At 52.5% G+C, this 18166-nt stretch carries 16 protein-coding genes, 3 pseudogenes and 1 riboswitch; of the genes and pseudogenes, 14 read left to right on the top strand and 5 right to left on the bottom strand.

The features are described 5' to 3' along the window. The first annotated feature begins 24 nt into the window (after window positions 1-24). Both BFF42_RS23305 and BFF42_RS23300 read left to right on the top strand, forming a co-directional pair. Window positions 25-401 (top strand): annotated as a pseudogene (locus BFF42_RS23305) (IS1 family transposase). A gap of 1 nt (window position 402) precedes the next feature. Then, entirely contained in the window at window positions 403-2664 is a 2262-nt protein-coding gene (locus BFF42_RS23300) for a hydratase (RefSeq protein WP_000444995.1), read from the top strand. A gap of 140 nt (window positions 2665-2804) precedes the next feature. On the opposite strand, the gene BFF42_RS23295 is transcribed toward BFF42_RS23300, so the two are convergent. From BFF42_RS23295 to bioA, 3 genes are all read right to left on the bottom strand, one after another. Next, entirely contained in the window at window positions 2805-4088 is a 1284-nt protein-coding gene (locus BFF42_RS23295; protein ID WP_001091569.1) for a putative acyl-CoA thioester hydrolase, read from the bottom strand. 151 nt (window positions 4089-4239) lie between these two features. Further along, complete coding sequence (locus BFF42_RS23290; protein WP_039060308.1) at window positions 4240-4716, bottom strand: kinase inhibitor; 477 nt, start codon at window positions 4714-4716, stop codon at window positions 4240-4242. A gap of 58 nt (window positions 4717-4774) precedes the next feature. Continuing rightward, window positions 4775-6064 (bottom strand): adenosylmethionine--8-amino-7-oxononanoate transaminase, encoded by a 1290-nt coding sequence (gene bioA, locus BFF42_RS23285; protein WP_012421521.1) that lies wholly within the window; start codon window positions 6062-6064, stop codon window positions 4775-4777. A gap of 86 nt (window positions 6065-6150) precedes the next feature. Here bioA and bioB point away from each other — a divergent pair, with 86 nt between their 5' ends. The 5 genes from bioB to uvrB all read left to right on the top strand — a co-directional run bounded on the left by bioB (window position 6151) and on the right by uvrB (window position 12354). Beyond that, entirely contained in the window at window positions 6151-7191 is a 1041-nt protein-coding gene (gene bioB, locus BFF42_RS23280) for a biotin synthase BioB (protein ID WP_000951205.1), read from the top strand. After that, complete coding sequence (bioF, locus tag BFF42_RS23275) at window positions 7188-8342, top strand: 8-amino-7-oxononanoate synthase (protein WP_000118842.1); 1155 nt, start codon at window positions 7188-7190, stop codon at window positions 8340-8342. The genes bioB and bioF overlap by 4 nt, the downstream gene beginning before the upstream one ends. Continuing rightward, the gene (gene bioC, locus BFF42_RS23270) at window positions 8329-9084 is read left to right on the top strand and encodes a malonyl-ACP O-methyltransferase BioC (RefSeq protein WP_000246800.1); all 756 of its coding nucleotides are present in this window, start codon (window positions 8329-8331) and stop codon (window positions 9082-9084) included. Before bioF ends, bioC begins: the two co-directional genes overlap by 14 nt. Beyond that, on the top strand, window positions 9077-9754 hold the full coding sequence (bioD, locus tag BFF42_RS23265) for a dethiobiotin synthase (RefSeq protein WP_000044861.1): 678 nt from the start codon (window positions 9077-9079) through the stop codon (window positions 9752-9754). The genes bioC and bioD overlap by 8 nt, the downstream gene beginning before the upstream one ends. 578 nt (window positions 9755-10332) lie before the next feature. Further along, window positions 10333-12354, top strand: coding sequence for an excinuclease ABC subunit UvrB (gene uvrB, locus BFF42_RS23260; protein WP_000042533.1), 2022 nt, complete (start codon window positions 10333-10335; stop codon window positions 12352-12354). A 191-nt stretch (window positions 12355-12545) separates the two neighbouring features. Here uvrB and yvcK read toward each other — a convergent pair whose 3' ends face one another. Next, window positions 12546-13454, bottom strand: a complete 909-nt coding sequence (yvcK, locus tag BFF42_RS23255; protein WP_001295302.1) for a uridine diphosphate-N-acetylglucosamine-binding protein YvcK — start codon at window positions 13452-13454, stop codon at window positions 12546-12548. Window positions 13455-13718: 264 nt separating this feature from the next. Then, window positions 13719-13863: riboswitch (molybdenum cofactor riboswitch) on the top strand. Between yvcK and moaA the strand changes: the two genes are divergently transcribed. The 7 genes and pseudogenes from moaA to BFF42_RS23220 all read left to right on the top strand — a co-directional run. Continuing rightward, entirely contained in the window at window positions 13851-14840 is a 990-nt protein-coding gene (moaA, locus tag BFF42_RS23250) for a GTP 3',8-cyclase MoaA (RefSeq protein WP_012421596.1), read from the top strand. Its footprint overlaps the riboswitch before it by 13 nt. Window positions 14841-14861: 21 nt before the next feature. After that, a complete protein-coding gene (gene moaB, locus BFF42_RS23245) occupies window positions 14862-15374 on the top strand; it encodes a molybdenum cofactor biosynthesis protein B (RefSeq protein ID WP_000084639.1) in 513 nt (170 codons plus the stop codon). A gap of 2 nt (window positions 15375-15376) precedes the next feature. Further along, window positions 15377-15862, top strand: a complete 486-nt coding sequence (gene moaC, locus BFF42_RS23240; protein ID WP_000080885.1) for a cyclic pyranopterin monophosphate synthase MoaC — start codon at window positions 15377-15379, stop codon at window positions 15860-15862. Further along, window positions 15855-16100, top strand: a complete 246-nt coding sequence (gene moaD, locus BFF42_RS23235) for a molybdopterin synthase sulfur carrier subunit (RefSeq protein WP_000598619.1) — start codon at window positions 15855-15857, stop codon at window positions 16098-16100. The genes moaC and moaD overlap by 8 nt, the downstream gene beginning before the upstream one ends. A 1-nt stretch (window position 16101) precedes the next feature. Further along, entirely contained in the window at window positions 16102-16554 is a 453-nt protein-coding gene (gene moaE, locus BFF42_RS23230) for a molybdopterin synthase catalytic subunit MoaE (protein WP_000852279.1), read from the top strand. Between the two features lie 136 nt (window positions 16555-16690). After that, window positions 16691-17395, top strand: coding sequence for a Bax inhibitor-1/YccA family protein (locus tag BFF42_RS23225; RefSeq protein ID WP_000373624.1), 705 nt, complete (start codon window positions 16691-16693; stop codon window positions 17393-17395). 205 nt (window positions 17396-17600) lie between these two features. Beyond that, window positions 17601-17870, top strand: a pseudogene (locus tag BFF42_RS23220) (Bax inhibitor-1/YccA family protein); the annotation flags it as partial. Here the strand turns inward: BFF42_RS23220 and BFF42_RS23215 are convergent. Beyond that, a pseudogene (locus tag BFF42_RS23215) lies at window positions 17841-18166 on the bottom strand (IS1-like element IS1B family transposase); the annotation flags it as partial. The pseudogenes BFF42_RS23220 and BFF42_RS23215 sit on opposite strands and share 30 nt — an antisense overlap.

Genomic DNA, 18166 nt, shown 5'->3' with positions numbered 1-18166 from the left:
AGTGATGTGATTGTCTGCGCTGAAATGGACGAACAGTGGGGCTACGTCGGTGCTAAATCACGTCAGGCTGGCTGTTTTACGCGTATGACAGGATACGGAGGACGGTTGTGGCGCACGTCTTCGGTGAACGCACTCTGGCCACACTGGAGCGTCTTCTGAGCCTGCTGTCGGCCTTTGAGGTCGTGGTATGGATGACGGATGGCTGGCCGCTGTATGAATCACGCCTGAAGGGAAAGCTGCACGTTATCAGCAAGCGTTACACTCAGCGCATTGAGCGACATAATCTGAATCTGAGACAACATCTGGCAAGGCTGGGACGGAAGTCACTGTCGTTCTCAAAATCGGTGGAGCTGCATGACAAGGTCATCGGGCATTATCTGAACATAAAACACTATCAGTAAGTTGGAGTCATTACCTGAAAAAGGCGTGTTTCTCGCCAGTAATAACGAAATAATTGCCGAAGAACATTTCACCGGCGAAATTAAAAAAGAAGAAGCCAAAAAAGGCACTATTGCCTGGTCTATTCTCTCTTCTCATAATACGTCCGGAAATATGGATAAACTTAAAATTAAGTTTGATTCATTAGCCTCTCACGATATTACCTTTGTTGGTATTGTACAGACCGCTAAAGCGTCCGGAATGGAACGTTTCCCGCTGCCGTATGTGCTGACCAACTGCCATAACTCACTCTGCGCCGTCGGCGGCACCATTAACGGTGATGACCATGTTTTTGGTTTATCGGCAGCTCAGCGTTATGGCGGTATTTTTGTGCCTCCGCATATTGCGGTCATCCATCAATATATGCGTGAGATGATGGCAGGCGGGGGCAAAATGATCCTCGGGTCAGACAGCCACACCCGTTACGGTGCATTAGGGACAATGGCAGTCGGTGAGGGCGGCGGTGAGTTGGTAAAACAGCTGCTTAATGACACCTGGGATATCGACTATCCGGGCGTGGTTGCGGTGCATCTGACCGGAAAACCTGCGCCGTATGTGGGGCCACAGGATGTGGCGCTGGCTATCATTGGCGCGGTGTTCAAAAACGGTTACGTCAAAAACAAAGTCATGGAGTTCGTTGGACCGGGCGTTAGCGCGCTCTCTACCGATTTCCGTAACAGCGTTGACGTGATGACCACGGAAACCACCTGTTTAAGCTCCGTCTGGCAAACTGATGAAGAAGTGCATAACTGGCTGGCGCTGCACGGTCGCGGCCAGGATTACTGCCAGCTTAACCCTCAACCGATGGCGTACTACGATGGCTGCATCAGCGTTGATTTAAGCGCCATCAAATCAATGATTGCGCTGCCGTTCCACCCGAGCAACGTGTATGAAATCGACACACTGAACCAGAACCTGACCGACATTCTGCGTGAGATTGAAATTGAGTCCGAACGCGTGGCGCACGGTAAAGCCAAACTCTCGCTGCTGGATAAAGTGGAAAATGGTCGCCTGAAAGTGCAGCAGGGGATTATCGCGGGCTGTTCTGGCGGTAACTACGAAAACGTCATCGCGGCGGCGAATGCACTGCGCGGTCAATCCTGTGGCAATGACACCTTCTCGCTGGCGGTTTACCCGTCATCACAGCCGGTGTTTATGGATTTAGCCAAAAAAGGTGTGGTAGCAGATTTGATTGGCGCAGGCGCAATCATCAGAACCGCGTTCTGCGGCCCATGCTTTGGCGCGGGCGATACGCCAATCAACAACGGATTAAGTATTCGCCACACCACGCGTAACTTCCCGAACCGCGAAGGCTCTAAGCCAGCTAATGGGCAGATGTCAGCGGTGGCGTTGATGGACGCTCGTTCTATCGCTGCGACTGCGGCAAACGGTGGCTATTTAACCTCTGCCAGCGAACTTGATTGCTGGGACAACGTGCCGGAGTACGCCTTCGATGTAACGCCGTATAAAAACCGTGTTTATCAGGGCCTTGTGAAAGGGGCAACTCAGCAACCGCTGATTTACGGACCGAACATTAAAGACTGGCCGGAATTGGGGGCGCTGACTGACAATATCGTCCTGAAAGTGTGCTCGAAGATCCTCGACGAAGTGACCACCACCGACGAACTGATTCCTTCCGGTGAAACCTCTTCTTATCGTTCAAATCAGATTGGTCTGGCGGAGTTTACCCTGTCACGCCGCGATCCCGGTTATGTTGGCAGAAGTAAAGCGACTGCTGAGCTGGAAAATCAGCGTCTGGCGGGGAATGTCAGCGAGCTGACAGAGGTGTTTGCGCGCATTAAGCAGATTGCTGGTCAGGAGCATATTGATCCGCTGCAAACTGAAATTGGCAGCATGGTATATGCGGTGAAACCAGGCGATGGTTCTGCGCGTGAACAGGCGGCGAGCTGCCAGCGTGTGATTGGCGGTCTGGCGAATATTGCCGAAGAGTACGCGACTAAACGCTACCGTTCTAACGTCATCAACTGGGGGATGTTACCGCTGCAGATGGCGGAAGTGCCAACCTTTGAAGTGGGGGATTACATTTACATCCCTGGCATTAAAGCGGCGCTGGATAATCCGGGTACGACGTTTAAAGGTTATGTGATCCATGAAGATGCGCCGGTAACGGAAATTACGCTCTATATGGAAAGTCTGACTGCTGAAGAGCGCGAGATTATCAAGGCGGGTAGTTTGATTAACTTCAATAAAAACCGTCAGATGTAAAAAGCGCCATGTGAATGTAGGTCGCATTCGGCACTTATTGTCGGATGCGATGCTTGCGCATCTTATCCGACCTACAAATCGCATCGAACCGTAGGCCGGATAAGGCGTTTACGCCGCATCCGGCAAATAGTTAATTGCTCTTACTTCTTCGCCTCTGCAACCACTTTACTACCCACGCCGCGGTTATTGTATTCCCACATGCGGTTGTAGTTAGTGTCATTCAGATTGCGCTGTATTTCGTCGTTATCATCTACGCTGCCGGTATTACCCGCAAACGGACGATTAGAGATCACCGCATCGGCCCACGGTTTAGCCGTGTTAAAACCTTCGTTGATGGCGCTATCACGGATCACCACCTGACCGTTGGTATTGGCATCAACATCCAGCGAGCGGCCCAGTTGCGCCACACCATCACCGAAAGCATTGAAACGGCTGTTTACGGCGAGGAAACCGTAGTAAATGTTGGACAGCGTAGCCGGTGCAAACACATACGCTTCTTGCTGAGTACGTGAGTTCACCACGCGGAATTCGGTGTTATCGAACACCACTGCGCCGCGACCAGAAACGATATCCACATCCCCTTCAATGTAGCTGTTGGTCACCAGCGTACGCGGCTGACGATTCGTTTCCAGACGGTTCTGCACACCGCTGTTGGTGACAAAGAAGGTGTTCTGACGACCGAGAATGTTAACGTTGTTAATCTGTACCTGGTCACCATCAGTACGCAGTGCCACCGCCGGATGGTTACCTGCATCTACGCTATCGCCCAGCGTGTTTTCGATGGTCAGGTTTTGCAGTTGCAGGCCATTGTTTTGTGACCAGAAGACCGCAGAGCAGAGAACACCGATACTGTCGCTGCGTTTGCTCTGGCAGCTATCGTACATATACCACGCTGGTTTACCTGGCATATATTTGCCGCGCGGGTTGACGTCGTGACGCCAGTCGGCAGGGCTCATGCCCCCATCAAGGGAAAGCCCAATCTTCACATCAATCGGTTTTTCACCTGTACCGTACAGAGTAATTCCACCCGGAGCAGCAGGGACATACACCGTTCCCTGATACTCACCAGGCATCACGGCAATATACTGGCGCTTGTTGGTACGCTTGATAATTGCCGCATCTACCGCCGCCTGAATCGTGGTATGCGTTACACCTTGAGTGCCCGCCGGGCCGACAACAAAGTCAGGTTGCGCAGGCAGGGTAATCGGGGAAGGATTCCACGCTGCAGCACCTGGTGTCAGGGATGCAAAATAGTGTTGAGCATCGAAATTCTGCGCTTCTTTTGCCGACAGAATCGGGCGAGAAGAGGTACCAGGCGCAGTTTGATCAGAAGGACGTTGATCGGGTGGTGTTGAGCTACAGGCGGTCAGCGTCACGCCAAAAGCCAATGCCAGCGCCAGACGGGAAACTGAAAATGTGTTCACAGGTTGCTCCGGGCTATGAAATAGAAAAATGAATCCGTTGAAGCCTGCTTTTTTATACTAACTTGAGCGAAACGGGAAGGTAAAAAGACAAAAAGTTGTTTTTAATACCTTTAAGTGATACCAGATAGCATTGCGCCATCTGGCAGAGTGATTAACTAAACATCGCGGTAATCGATGCGCTTGCCAGAGAGTGGAAATGAACGTTAAACCCGACCATCGCGCCGCTGGCTCCTTCATCGACATCAATATGCTCTACATCCAGCGCGTGAACGGTAAAAATGTAGCGATGGGTTTCGTCTTTCGGCGGCGCTGCGCCATCGTATCCGGTTTTACCAAAATCGGTACGCGTCTGCAAAACGCCGTCTGGCATTGCTACCAGACCAGAGCCAAACCCTTGCGGTAATACGCGGGTATCAGCGGGTAAATTAACAACTACCCAGTGCCACCAGCCGGAGCCGGTTGGCGCATCCGGGTCGTAGCAGGTGACAACAAAACTTTTCGTTCCCGCAGGAACATCATCCCACGCCAGATGCGGTGAAATATTATCGCCATCGTAACCCATGCCGTTAAAGACATGACGATGCGGCAGCTTATCGCCATCGCGCAGATCATTACTGATGAGTTTCATGAACCCTCCTTTCTAGTTTGCAGAAAGTGTAGCCAGAAACCCACACGCTGACTTCCCGTTATTGGCAAAAAAATGTTTCATCCTGCACCGCACGGTTAACCGCTGCGGTCAGACGCTGCAACTGTTGCGGGAGAATAATATAGGGCGGCATCAGGTAAATCAGTTTGCCAAAAGGCCGGATCCATACCCCCTGTTCGACAAAGAATTTTTGCAGCGCCGCCATATTCACCGGACGAGTTGTTTCGACTACGCCGATTGCCCCCAGCACGCGCACATCGGCAACCATTTCGGCATCACGGGCGGGGGCAAGTTGCTCGCGCAGCTGTACTTCAATAGCCGCCACCTGTTGCTGCCAGTCGCCAGATTCGAGAATCGCCAGGCTGGCGTTTGCAGCCGCGCAGGCCAGCGGATTGCCCATAAAAGTTGGCCCGTGCATAAAGCAGCCGGCTTCGCCGTTACTGATGGTTTCTGCAACCTCGCGCGTGGTGAGTGTGGCGGAAAGGGTCATTGTGCCGCCGGTTAAGGCTTTACCGAGGCACAAAATGTCCGGCGCGATTTCTGCATATTCACAGGCAAACAGTTTGCCGGTACGACCAAATCCGGTGGCGATCTCGTCGGCAATCAGCAAGATACCTTCGCGATCGCACATTTTGCGGATTCGTTTTAACCATTCCGGATGGTACATGCGCATCCCGCCTGCGCCCTGGACAATCGGTTCAATGATCACCGCCGCGATTTCATGACGATGCGCCACCATCAGGCGGGCAAAGCCAACCATATCGCGTTCATCCCATTCACCATCCATGCGGCTTTGCGGGGCGGGAGCAAACAGGTTTTCTGGCAGATAGCCTTTCCACAGGTTGTGCATTGAGTTGTCCGGATCGCACACCGACATCGCGCCAAAGGTATCGCCATGATAACCATTGCGGAAGGTCAGAAAACGCTGGCGCACTTCGCCTTTGGCTTGCCAGTACTGCAACGCCATTTTCATCGCCACTTCCACCGCTACGGAACCGGAGTCCGCGAGAAAAACGCATTCCAGTGGTTGCGGCGTCATCGCCACCAGTTTGCGGCACAGCTCAATGGCTGGCGCATGGGTGATACCGCCAAACATCACATGCGACATGGCATCAATTTGCGACTTCATCGCCGCATTAAGCTGCGGGTGATTGTAGCCGTGGATCGCCGCCCACCAGGACGACATACCGTCAATCAGGCGTCTGCCGTCAGACAAAATCAGCTCGCAACCTTCGGCGCTCACCACCGGATAAACCGGCAGCGGGGAGGTCATGGATGTGTATGGGTGCCAGATATGGCGTTGGTCAAAGGCAAGATCGTCCTTTGTCATAATCGACTTGTAAACCAAATTGAAAATATTTAAGTTTACAAGTCTACACCGAATTAACAACAAAAAACACGTTTTGGAGAAGCCCCATGGCTCACCGCCCACGCTGGACATTGTCGCAAGTCGCAGAATTATTTGAAAAACCGTTGCTGGATCTGCTGTTTGAAGCGCAGCAGGTGCATCGCCAGCATTTCGATCCTCGTCAGGTGCAGGTCAGCACGTTGCTGTCGATTAAAACCGGTGCTTGCCCGGAAGATTGCAAATATTGCCCGCAAAGCTCGCGCTATAAAACCGGGCTGGAAGCCGAGCGGTTGATGGAAGTTGAACAGGTGCTGGAGTCGGCGCGCAAAGCGAAAGCGGCGGGATCGACGCGTTTTTGCATGGGCGCGGCGTGGAAGAATCCCAACGAACGCGATATGCCGTACCTGGAGCAGATGGTGCAGGGGGTAAAAGATTTAGGGCTGGAGGCGTGTATGACGCTGGGCACGTTGAGTGAATCTCAGGCGCAGCGCCTCGCGAACGCCGGGCTGGATTACTACAACCACAACCTCGACACCTCGCCGGAGTTTTACGGCAATATCATCACCACCCGCACTTATCAGGAACGCCTCGATACGCTGGAAAAAGTGCGCGATGCCGGGATCAAAGTCTGTTCTGGCGGCATTGTGGGCTTAGGCGAAACGGTAAAAGATCGCGCCGGATTATTGCTGCAACTGGCAAACCTGCCGACGCCGCCGGAAAGCGTGCCAATCAACATGCTGGTGAAGGTGAAAGGCACGCCGCTTGCCGATAACGATGACGTTGATGCCTTTGATTTTATTCGCACCATTGCGGTCGCGCGGATCATGATGCCGACCTCTTACGTGCGCCTTTCTGCCGGACGCGAGCAGATGAACGAACAGACTCAGGCGATGTGCTTTATGGCAGGCGCAAACTCGATTTTCTACGGTTGCAAACTGCTGACCACGCCGAATCCGGAAGAAGATAAAGACCTGCAACTGTTCCGCAAACTGGGGCTAAATCCGCAGCAAACTGCCGTGCTGGCAGGGGATAACGAACAACAGCAACGTCTTGAACAGGCGCTGATGACCCCGGATACTGACGAATATTACAACGCGGCAGCACTATGAGCTGGCAGGAGAAAATCAACGCGGCGCTCGATGCGCGGCGTGCTGCCGATGCCCTGCGTCGCCGTTATCCAGTGGCGCAAGGAGCCGGACGCTGGCTGGTGGCGGATGATCGCCAGTATCTGAACTTTTCCAGTAACGATTATTTAGGTTTAAGCCATCATCCGCAAATTATCCGTGCCTGGCAGCAGGGTGCGGAGCAATTTGGCGTCGGTAGCGGCGGTTCCGGTCACGTCAGCGGTTATAGCGTTGCGCATCAGGCGCTGGAAGAAGAACTGGCCGAGTGGCTGGGCTATTCGCGGGCACTGCTATTTATCTCTGGTTTTGCCGCTAATCAGGCGGTCATTGCCGCGATGATGGCAAAAGAGGACCGCATTGTCGCTGACCGGCTTAGCCATGCCTCATTGCTGGAGGCTGCCAGTTTAAGCCCGTCGCAGCTTCGCCGTTTTGTTCATAACGATGTCACTCATCTGGCGCGACTGCTTGCTTCCCCCTGTCCGGGGCAGCAACTGGTGGTGACAGAAGGCGTGTTCAGCATGGACGGCGATAGTGCGCCACTGGCGGAAATCCAGCAGGTAACGCAACAGCACAATGGCTGGTTGATGGTCGATGATGCCCACGGCACGGGCGTTATCGGGGAGCAGGGGCGCGGCAGCTGCTGGCTGCAAAAGGTAAAACCAGAATTGCTGGTGGTGACTTTTGGCAAAGGATTTGGCGTCAGCGGGGCAGCGGTGCTTTGCTCCAGTACGGTGGCGGATTATCTGCTGCAATTCGCCCGCCACCTTATCTACAACACCAGTATGCCGCCCGCTCAGGCGCAGGCATTACGTGCGTCGCTGGCGGTCATTCGCCGTGATGAGGGGGATGCACGGCGCGAAAAACTGGTGTCACTCATTGCGCGTTTTCGTGCCGGAGTACAGGATTTGCCGTTTACGCTTGCTGATTCATGCAGCGCCATCCAGCCATTGATCGTCGGTGATAACAGCCGTGCGTTACAACTGGCAGAAAAACTGCGCCAGCAAGGCTGCTGGGTCACGGCGATTCGCCCGCCAACCGTACCCGCTGGTACTGCGCGACTGCGCTTAACGCTAACCGCAGCGCATGAAATGCAGGATATCGACCGTCTGCTGGAGGTGCTGCATGGCAACGGTTAATAAACAAGCCATTGCAGCGGCATTTGGTCGGGCAGCCGCGCACTATGAGCAACACGCAGAGTTACAGCGCCGGAGTGCTGACGTCTTACTGGCAATGCTCCCACAGCGTAAATACACCCACGTACTGGACGCGGGGTGTGGGCCAGGCTGGATGAGCCGCCACTGGCGAGAGCGTCACGCACAGGTGACGGCGTTAGATCTCTCACCGCCAATGCTTGTGCAAGCCCGCCAGAAAGATGCTGCAGACCATTATCTGGCGGGAGATATCGAATCCCTGCCGTTAGCGACTGCGACGTTCGATCTTGCATGGAGCAATCTCGCGGTGCAGTGGTGCGGTAATTTATCCACGGCACTCCGCGAGCTGTATCGGGTGGTGCGCCCCGGAGGCGTGGTGGCGTTTACCACGCTGGTGCAGGGATCGTTACCCGAACTGCATCAGGCGTGGCAGGCGGTGGACGAGCGTCCGCATGCTAATCGCTTTTTACCGCCAGATGAAATCGAACAGTCGCTGAACGGCGTGCATTATCAACATCATATTCAGCCCATCACACTATGGTTTGATGATGCGCTCAGTGCCATGCGTTCGCTGAAAGGCATCGGTGCTACGCATCTTCATGAAGGGCGCGACCCGCGAATATTAACGCGTTCGCAATTGCAGCGATTGCAACTGGCCTGGCCGCAACAACAGGGGCGATATCCTCTGACGTATCATCTTTTTTTGGGAGTGATTGCTCGTGAGTAAACGTTATTTTGTCACCGGAACGGATACCGAAGTGGGGAAAACCGTCGCCAGTTGTGCACTTTTACAAGCCGCGAAGGCAGTAGGTTATCGGACGGCAGGTTATAAACCGGTCGCCTCTGGCAGCGAAAAGACCCCGGAAGGCTTACGTAATAGTGACGCGCTGGCGTTACAGCACAACAGCAGCCTGCAGCTGGATTACGCAATAGTAAATCCTTACACCTTCGCAGAACCCACTTCGCCGCACATCATCAGTGCGCAAGAGGGCAGGCCGATAGAATCATTGGTAATGAGCGCCGGATTACGCGCGCTTGAACAACAGGCTGACTGGGTGTTAGTGGAAGGTGCTGGCGGCTGGTTTACGCCGCTTTCTGACACTTTCACTTTTGCAGATTGGGTAACACAGGAACAACTGCCGGTGATACTGGTAGTTGGTGTGAAACTCGGCTGTATTAATCACGCGATGTTGACTGCGCAGGCAATACAACACGCCGGACTGACTCTGGCGGGTTGGGTGGCGAACGATGTTACGCCTCCGGGAAAACGTCACGCTGAATATATGACCACGCTCACCCGCATGATTCCCGCGCCGCTGCTGGGAGAGATCCCCTGGCTTGCAGAAAATCCAGAAAATGCGGCAACCGGAAAGTACATAAACCTTGCCTTGTTGTAGCCATTCTGTATTTGGTTAAATTGCGAGCGAGATCGCGTCTTCGATTGACTGCAATTTAACCAATTAAATTCTAAAATAATCACGAAAAAAATTTTACTTCCGCCTCATGCGGCGAATGTGGGAATTGCCCAGGCGGCGGGGGATAGGGGCTGGAGACAGTTATCCACTATTCCTGTGGATAACCATGTGTATTAGAGTTAGAAAACACGAGGCAAGCGAGAGAATACGCGGCTTGCACGCGAATTGGCGTTAAAGACGGCTCAAAGAAATATCTTTTATTTTTTAACTGGTTAGATAAATGCAATGGCAGTCACTGAACAGGCATCTCTTGCCATAAAACTGTCATCACTCATCTTGACAAATGTTAAAAAAGCCGTTGCTTTGGGGATAACCCGGTAAGGCCGGAGTTTTATCTCGCCACAGAGTAAATTTTGCTCATGATTGACAGCGGAGTTTACGCTGTATCAGAAATATTATGGTGATGAACTGTTTTTTTATCCAGTATAATTTGTTGGCATAATTAAGTACGACGAGTAAAATTACATACCTGCCCGCCCAACTCCTTCAGGTAGCGACTCATGAGTAAACCGTTCAAACTGAATTCCGCTTTTAAACCTTCTGGCGATCAGCCAGAGGCGATTCGACGTCTCGAAGAGGGGCTGGAAGATGGCCTGGCGCACCAGACGTTACTTGGCGTGACTGGCTCAGGGAAAACCTTCACCATTGCCAATGTCATTGCTGACCTTCAGCGCCCAACCATGGTACTTGCGCCCAACAAAACGCTGGCGGCCCAGCTGTATGGCGAAATGAAAGAGTTCTTCCCGGAAAACGCGGTGGAGTATTTCGTCTCCTACTACGACTACTATCAGCCGGAAGCCTATGTACCGAGTTCCGACACTTTCATTGAGAAAGATGCCTCGGTTAACGAACATATTGAGCAGATGCGTTTATCCGCCACCAAAGCGATGCTGGAGCGGCGTGATGTGGTTGTAGTGGCCTCTGTTTCCGCGATTTATGGTCTGGGCGATCCTGATTTATATCTCAAGATGATGCTCCATCTCACGGTCGGTATGATTATCGATCAGCGCGCGATTCTGCGCCGACTGGCGGAGCTGCAATACGCTCGTAATGATCAAGCATTCCAGCGTGGTACTTTCCGCGTTCGTGGCGAGGTGATTGATATCTTCCCGGCAGAATCGGATGACATTGCACTTCGCGTGGAACTGTTTGACGAGGAAGTGGAACGATTGTCGTTATTTGACCCGCTGACCGGGCAGATTGTTTCCACTATTCCACGTTTTACCATCTACCCGAAAACGCACTACGTCACACCGCGCGAGCGCATCGTACAGGCGATGGAGGAGATCAAAGAAGAACTGGCCGCCAGACGCAAAGTGCTGTTGGAAAACAACAAACTGCTGGAAGAGCAGCGGCTGACCCAGCGTACCCAGTTTGATCTGGAGATGATGAACGAGCTGGGCTACTGTTCGGGGATTGAAAACTACTCGCGCTTCCTCTCCGGTCGTGGACCGGGTGAGCCACCGCCGACGCTGTTTGATTACCTGCCTGCCGATGGGCTGCTGGTCGTCGATGAATCTCACGTCACCATTCCACAAATTGGCGGCATGTATCGCGGTGACCGGGCGCGTAAAGAGACACTGGTGGAGTACGGCTTCCGCCTGCCATCAGCGCTGGATAACCGTCCGCTTAAGTTTGAAGAGTTCGAAGCATTAGCGCCGCAAACCATCTATGTTTCGGCGACGCCGGGTAATTACGAGCTGGAAAAATCCGGCGGCGATGTGGTGGATCAGGTGGTGCGTCCAACCGGATTGCTTGACCCGATTATCGAAGTGCGGCCGGTGGCGACACAGGTTGATGATCTTCTTTCGGAGATTCGTCAGCGAGCGGCAATTAACGAACGCGTACTGGTCACCACACTGACCAAGCGGATGGCGGAAGATCTTACCGAATATCTCGAAGAACATGGCGAGCGCGTGCGTTATCTTCACTCAGATATCGACACCGTCGAACGTATGGAGATTATCCGCGACTTGCGTCTGGGTGAGTTCGACGTGCTGGTAGGGATCAACTTACTGCGCGAAGGTCTGGATATGCCGGAAGTGTCGCTGGTGGCGATCCTCGACGCTGACAAAGAAGGCTTCCTGCGTTCCGAACGTTCGTTGATCCAGACCATTGGTCGTGCGGCACGTAACGTTAACGGTAAAGCGATTCTCTACGGCGATAAGATCACCCCATCAATGGCGAAAGCGATTGGCGAAACCGAACGTCGCCGTGAGAAACAGCAGAAGTACAACGAGGAACACGGCATTACGCCGCAAGGCTTGAACAAGAAAGTGGTCGATATCCTGGCGCTGGGGCAGAACATTGCCAAAACCAAAGCGAAGGGCAGAGGAAAATCGCGCCCGATTGTTGAGCCGGATAATGTGCCGATGGATATGTCGCCGAAAGCGTTGCAGCAGAAAATCCATGAACTGGAAGGGCTGATGATGCAACACGCGCAGAATCTGGAGTTCGAAGAAGCGGCACAAATTCGTGACCAGTTGCATCAGTTGCGTGAGTTGTTTATTGCCGCATCGTAACAGGATAGCGAAGAAGACTGATGACAAACGGAAAACAGCCTGATGCGCTACGCTTATCAGGCCTACATTTTCTCCTCAATATATTGAATTTGCGCGGTTTGTAGGCCGGATAAGGCGTTCACGCCGCATCCGGCATAAACAACGCGCACTTTGTCTTCAATAGGAAGCCGGAATTTTCCTTCGGATTTCCGTTAACCTAAAGCCTGTAACGCCTTTTCCAGCGCGTTATGTAACAACTGGCGGTCATGACGATACGGAATATCGCTGGCCTCCAGTACCTCCTGGATCACAATCCGCTCTTTCACCGCCGAGACATCCACTTTTGGCCCGACGATGACCGCATCAATGACTTTTTTACCAACATACTGCTCCATAATTGCCAGCTTGCTTTCCAGCTTCAAATTAGCCGCAGGTAAACTCAACTCACGCCCCAGATTGCCGATATAAACCATCGGCGCTGGCGTGCGGCGTAATGCCTGGGCGATTTCCTTCAGCAGCAGAATTGGCATCAGGCTGGTATAAAAACTGCCAGGCCCAATAATGATGAGATCCGCTTCATTGATAGCGTGAACTGCCTCACGCGTTGCGGGTACATTCGGCGTTAATAATAACTCTTGAATCGGCGTAGTTAACTGGTCGATATTGACCTCGCCGTAAACTTCATGCCCCTGATCGTCAATCGCCATCAGATCGACGGGATGCTCTGACATTGGAATCAAATGCGTATCCACTTTCAGCAGATTACGAATTAAATTGATGGCTTCCAGAGGCCGCACGCTAAGGTGATCCAGCGCCTTTAACATCAAGTTTCCAAGGTTGTGCCCGGAAAGTTCGCCATTGCCGCCAAAACGGTATTCAAACATCGCGGAGGCGACGCTCGGTTCCGTTATCAGTTGGTTGAGGCAGTTGCGCATATCGCCCCAGGCAATGCCGCCTTCTGAACGGCGAATGCGCCCCGTCGAGCCACCATTATCCGTGGTGGTGACGATACCCGTTAAACGAGAACCCAAAGACGAAAGTGATGAGAGAACGCGTCCCAGTCCATGCCCTCCGCCGAGAGCAACGACACGATCAAGATCAGCCAGCGTACGATTGCGCATATAGTTTCCTGGAGTCAGATTATCCGCGCTACAGTAGCGCAAATTGCGGGGAAACAGCAATTAACCTGCCAATATTGAGGATACAAACTATTTTCTTCTACCTCTAAAGGACGATGCACGCTATGCCTCCCTGATGATGTATATCAAAGTAAAACTGCCATTTTCCCTTATTCTGTAGCGAAATAGCACGATCATGACGCTATATACATGATTGCATAGCGAAAGTGTGGATGGTAAAAATCCCATTTACACGCTAGTATCGGCTTAACCACTAAACACTCTAGCCTCTGCACCTAGGTCAACTGATACGGTGCTTTGGCCGTGACAATGCTCGTAAAGATTGCCACCAGGGCGAAGGAAGAAATGACTTCGCCTCCCGTATCTGGAAAGGTGTACATGGCTTCACAACTGACTGATGCATTTGCGCGTAAGTTTTACTACTTGCGCCTGTCGATTACCGATGTGTGTAACTTTCGTTGCACCTACTGCCTGCCGGATGGCTACAAACCGAGCGGCGTCACCAATAAAGGCTTTCTTACCGTCGATGAAATTCGCCGGGTTACGCGCGCCTTCGCCAGTCTGGGCACCGAAAAAGTGCGCCTGACAGGAGGTGAGCCGTCTTTACGCCGCGACTTTACCGATATCATCGCCGCTGTGCGGGAAAACGACGCTATCCGCCAGATTGCGGTCACCACCAATGGTTACCGTCTGGAACGCGATGTGGCGAACTGGCGCGATGCGGGACTTACTGGCATTAACGTCAGTGTCGACAGTCTGGACGCCCGCCAGTTTCACGCTATTACCGGGCAGGATAAATTCAACCAGGTCATGGCAGGGATTGATGCTGCATTTGAGGCCGGTTTTGAGAAGGTCAAAGTCAATACCGTGCTGATGCGTGATGTTAATCATCACCAGCTCGACACCTTTCTGAACTGGATCCAGCATCGCCCTATCCAGCTGCGTTTCATCGAACTGATGGAAACGGGCGAGGGCAGCGAGCTCTTCCGTAAGCATCACATCTCTGGTCAGGTTCTGCGTGACGAGCTACTGCGTCGCGGCTGGATCCACCAATTACGTCAACGCAGCGACGGTCCCGCGCAAGTCTTTTGCCATCCAGATTACGCCGGAGAGATTGGCCTTATCATGCCGTATGAAAAAGACTTCTGCGCCACTTGCAACCGCCTGCGCGTTTCCTCCATTGGTAAACTCTATCTCTGCCTGTTTGGTGAAGGCGGCGTTAACCTGCGCGATCTGCTGGAAGACGATACCCAGCAACAGGCGCTGGAAGCGCGTATTTCAGTGGCGCTGCGGGAGAAGAAACAGACCCATTTCCTGCATCAAAACAACACCGGTATTACGCAAAACTTATCGTACATTGGCGGCTAAAACGTCAAAAGGAGAGATCAGATGAGTCAGGTAAGCACTGAATTTATCCCGACCCGTATTGCTATTCTTACGGTTTCTAATCGTCGCGGTGAAGAAGACGATACCTCCGGTCACTATCTGCGCGATTCGGCGCAAGAAGCGGGCCATCACGTTGTCGATAAAGCCATTGTGAAAGAAAACCGCTACGCTATTCGCGCTCAGGTATCTGCGTGGATCGCCAGCGACGATGTACAAGTGGTATTGATTACGGGTGGTACTGGCCTGACGGAAGGTGATCAGGCTCCCGAAGCATTGCTGCCGTTGTTCGACCGTGAAGTTGAAGGTTTTGGTGAAGTGTTCCGGATGTTGTCGTTTGAAGAGATTGGCACTTCCACGTTGCAATCTCGTGCGGTAGCGGGCGTCGCCAACAAAACGCTGATTTTCGCCATGCCGGGTTCGACCAAAGCGTGCCGTACCGCATGGGAAAATATCATCGCGCCGCAGCTGGATGCCCGTACGCGTCCGTGTAATTTCCATCCACATTTGAAGAAATAAGTATGTCGCAACTGACCCATATCAACGCCGCTGGCGAAGCGCACATGGTGGATGTCTCCGCCAAAGCGGAAACCGTGCGTGAAGCGCGGGCGGAAGCCTTTGTCACCATGCGCAGCGAGACGCTGGCGATGATTATTGATGGTCGCCACCACAAAGGCGACGTATTTGCCACTGCGCGTATTGCCGGTATTCAGGCGGCAAAACGCACCTGGGATCTGATCCCGCTCTGTCATCCGCTGATGCTCAGCAAAGTTGAAGTCAATTTACAGGCCGAGCCGGAGCACAATCGGGTGCGTATAGAAACCTTATGCCGCCTGACCGGGAAAACCGGTGTCGAAATGGAAGCATTAACCGCGGCCTCCGTGGCGGCGCTGACCATTTATGACATGTGCAAAGCGGTGCAAAAAGATATGGTGATTGGTCCGGTACGTTTGCTGGCGAAGAGCGGCGGCAAGTCGGGTGACTTTAAGGTGGAAGCGGATGATTAAAGTTCTTTTTTTCGCGCAGGTGCGCGAGTTGGTGGGAACAGATGCAACCGAAGTGGCTGCGGATTTCCCAACTGTTGAAGCGTTACGCCAGCACATGGCTGCGCAGAGCGATCGCTGGGCGCTGGCGCTGGAAGATGGCAAATTACTGGCTGCCGTCAACCAGACGCTGGTGAGTTTTGACCATCCGCTGACTGACGGCGACGAAGTAGCTTTCTTCCCGCCGGTAACCGGAGGTTAAGATGGCAGAAACCAAAATTGTTGTTGGTCCGCAGCCGTTCAGCGTAGGAGAAGAGTACCCGTGGCTGGCGGAGCGTGACGAAGACGGTGCGGTAGTCACCTTTACTGGTAAGGTGCGCAACCATAACCTGGGCGACAGCGTCAAAGCATTAACCCTCGAACACTATCCGGGGATGACTGAAAAAGCACTGGCAGAAATTGTTGATGAAGCGCGTAACCGCTGGCCGCTGGGGCGCGTCACTGCGATTCACCGCATCGGGGAATTATGGCCGGGCGATGAAATCGTTTTTGTCGGTGTCACCAGTGCGCATCGCAGCAGTGCGTTTGAAGCCGGGCAGTTTATTATGGATTATCTCAAAACCCGCGCACCGTTCTGGAAGCGCGAAGCCACGCCGGAAGGCGACCGCTGGGTTGAAGCTCGGGAGAGCGATCAGCAGGCGGCAAAACGCTGGTAGTTTTTTGTTAGCCGGATAAGGCACCGCTGCGTCCGGCAATTTCACCGCTCAGTACATGCGTTTACGCTGCGTCGATGCACAGCCTCATCATTTTGCAGTATCCTTAAGATATTCCTTATATCTTCAGGAGATCGTCATGGACAGATTCCCACGTTCTGATTCAATCGTACAACCCCGGGCTGGCTTGCAAACTTATATGGCGCAAGTCTATGGCTGGATGACCGTTGGCTTGTTGCTGACCGCATTTGTTGCCTGGTATGCGGCTAATTCCGCGGCCGTGATGGAGCTGTTGTTCACTAACCGTGTCTTTTTAATCGGTCTGATCATCGCGCAATTAGCATTGGTTATTGTGTTATCAGCGATGATTCAAAAGCTGAGCGCAGGTGTAACGACGATGCTCTTTATGCTTTATTCGGCGCTGACGGGTCTTACGCTTTCCAGTATATTCATTGTCTATACCGCTGCTTCTATCGCCAGTACTTTCGTCGTTACTGCCGGGATGTTCGGCGCAATGAGCCTGTACGGTTACACCACGAAGCGCGATTTAAGTGGCTTTGGCAATATGCTGTTTATGGCGTTAATCGGCATTGTGCTGGCATCGCTGGTCAACTTCTGGCTGAAAAGCGAAGCATTGATGTGGGCAGTTACCTACATCGGCGTGATTGTCTTTGTCGGATTGACGGCGTATGACACTCAGAAATTGAAAAATATGGGTGAGCAGATTGATACCCGCGACACGTCGAACCTGCGCAAATATTCCATTCTTGGCGCGTTAACCTTGTATCTGGACTTCATCAACCTGTTCCTGATGTTGCTGCGAATTTTTGGCAACCGCCGTTAATTCTTTTTCACCATCAATATCCCGGCCATGTGTCGGGATTTCTTTTCTTACTAAAAACGACACTTAACAAGTACCAGGTATAAAATACGCCTTATGGCCGAGCGGAAGCGTTTTCCGTATCCATAAATACAAAAGTATTTTGTATGCGTGGGTTTAAATTTATTGATGGTGAATATTAATATTTTTTCTAAGGACAACTAAAAGAATGGAATCATACTCACAAAACAGCAATAAATTAGATTTTCAGCACGAGACCAGGATATTAAACGGTATATGGCTCATTACCGCTTTAGGTTTGGTGGCAACCGCAGGACTGGCCTGGGGAGCTAAGTATCTCGAAATTACGGCAACCAAATATGATTCACCAACAATGTATGTCGCCATAGGGTTATTATTAGTTTGTATGTATGGCTTAAGTAAGGATATCAACGGTAATGACTCCAACTTATTGATAGTGTTTTATGTTCAGATAATGCCCGATGACTTTGTCATGCAGCTCCACCGATTTTGAGAACGACAGCGACTTCCGTCCCAGCCGTGCCAGGTGCTGCCTCAGATTCAGGTTATGCCGCTCAATTCGCTGCGTATATCGCTTGCTGATTACGTGCAGCTTTCCCTTCAGGCGGGATTCATACAGTGGCCAGCCATCCGTCATCCATATCACCACGTCAAAGGGTGACAGCAAGCTCATAAGACGCCCCAGCGTCGCCATAGTGCGTTCACCGAATACGTGCGCAACAACCGTCTTCCGGAGCCTGTCATACGCGTAAA

Source organism: Shigella sp. FC1661 (genome assembly GCF_001712525.1).
Lineage (GTDB): Bacteria > Pseudomonadota > Gammaproteobacteria > Enterobacterales > Enterobacteriaceae > Escherichia > Escherichia coli.
This window is presented reverse-complemented; position numbering and strand designations above follow the sequence as displayed.

What these genes read in the sequence shown, in the direction of transcription:
- BFF42_RS23290 (WP_039060308.1), bottom strand. Translation starts at nt 4,716, where the DNA reads ATGAAACTCATCAGTAATGATCTGCGCGATGGCGATAAGCTGCCGCAT.
- bioA (WP_012421521.1), bottom strand. Translation starts at nt 6,064, where the DNA reads ATGACAAAGGACGATCTTGCCTTTGACCAACGCCATATCTGGCACCCA.
- bioB (WP_000951205.1), top strand. Translation starts at nt 6,151, where the DNA reads ATGGCTCACCGCCCACGCTGGACATTGTCGCAAGTCGCAGAATTATTT.
- bioF (WP_000118842.1), top strand. Translation starts at nt 7,188, where the DNA reads ATGAGCTGGCAGGAGAAAATCAACGCGGCGCTCGATGCGCGGCGTGCT.
- bioC (WP_000246800.1), top strand. Translation starts at nt 8,329, where the DNA reads ATGGCAACGGTTAATAAACAAGCCATTGCAGCGGCATTTGGTCGGGCA.
- uvrB (WP_000042533.1), top strand. Translation starts at nt 10,333, where the DNA reads ATGAGTAAACCGTTCAAACTGAATTCCGCTTTTAAACCTTCTGGCGAT.
- yvcK (WP_001295302.1), bottom strand. Translation starts at nt 13,454, where the DNA reads ATGCGCAATCGTACGCTGGCTGATCTTGATCGTGTCGTTGCTCTCGGC.
- moaA (WP_012421596.1), top strand. Translation starts at nt 13,851, where the DNA reads ATGGCTTCACAACTGACTGATGCATTTGCGCGTAAGTTTTACTACTTG.
- moaB (WP_000084639.1), top strand. Translation starts at nt 14,862, where the DNA reads ATGAGTCAGGTAAGCACTGAATTTATCCCGACCCGTATTGCTATTCTT.
- moaC (WP_000080885.1), top strand. Translation starts at nt 15,377, where the DNA reads ATGTCGCAACTGACCCATATCAACGCCGCTGGCGAAGCGCACATGGTG.
- moaD (WP_000598619.1), top strand. Translation starts at nt 15,855, where the DNA reads ATGATTAAAGTTCTTTTTTTCGCGCAGGTGCGCGAGTTGGTGGGAACA.
- moaE (WP_000852279.1), top strand. Translation starts at nt 16,102, where the DNA reads ATGGCAGAAACCAAAATTGTTGTTGGTCCGCAGCCGTTCAGCGTAGGA.
- BFF42_RS23225 (WP_000373624.1), top strand. Translation starts at nt 16,691, where the DNA reads ATGGACAGATTCCCACGTTCTGATTCAATCGTACAACCCCGGGCTGGC.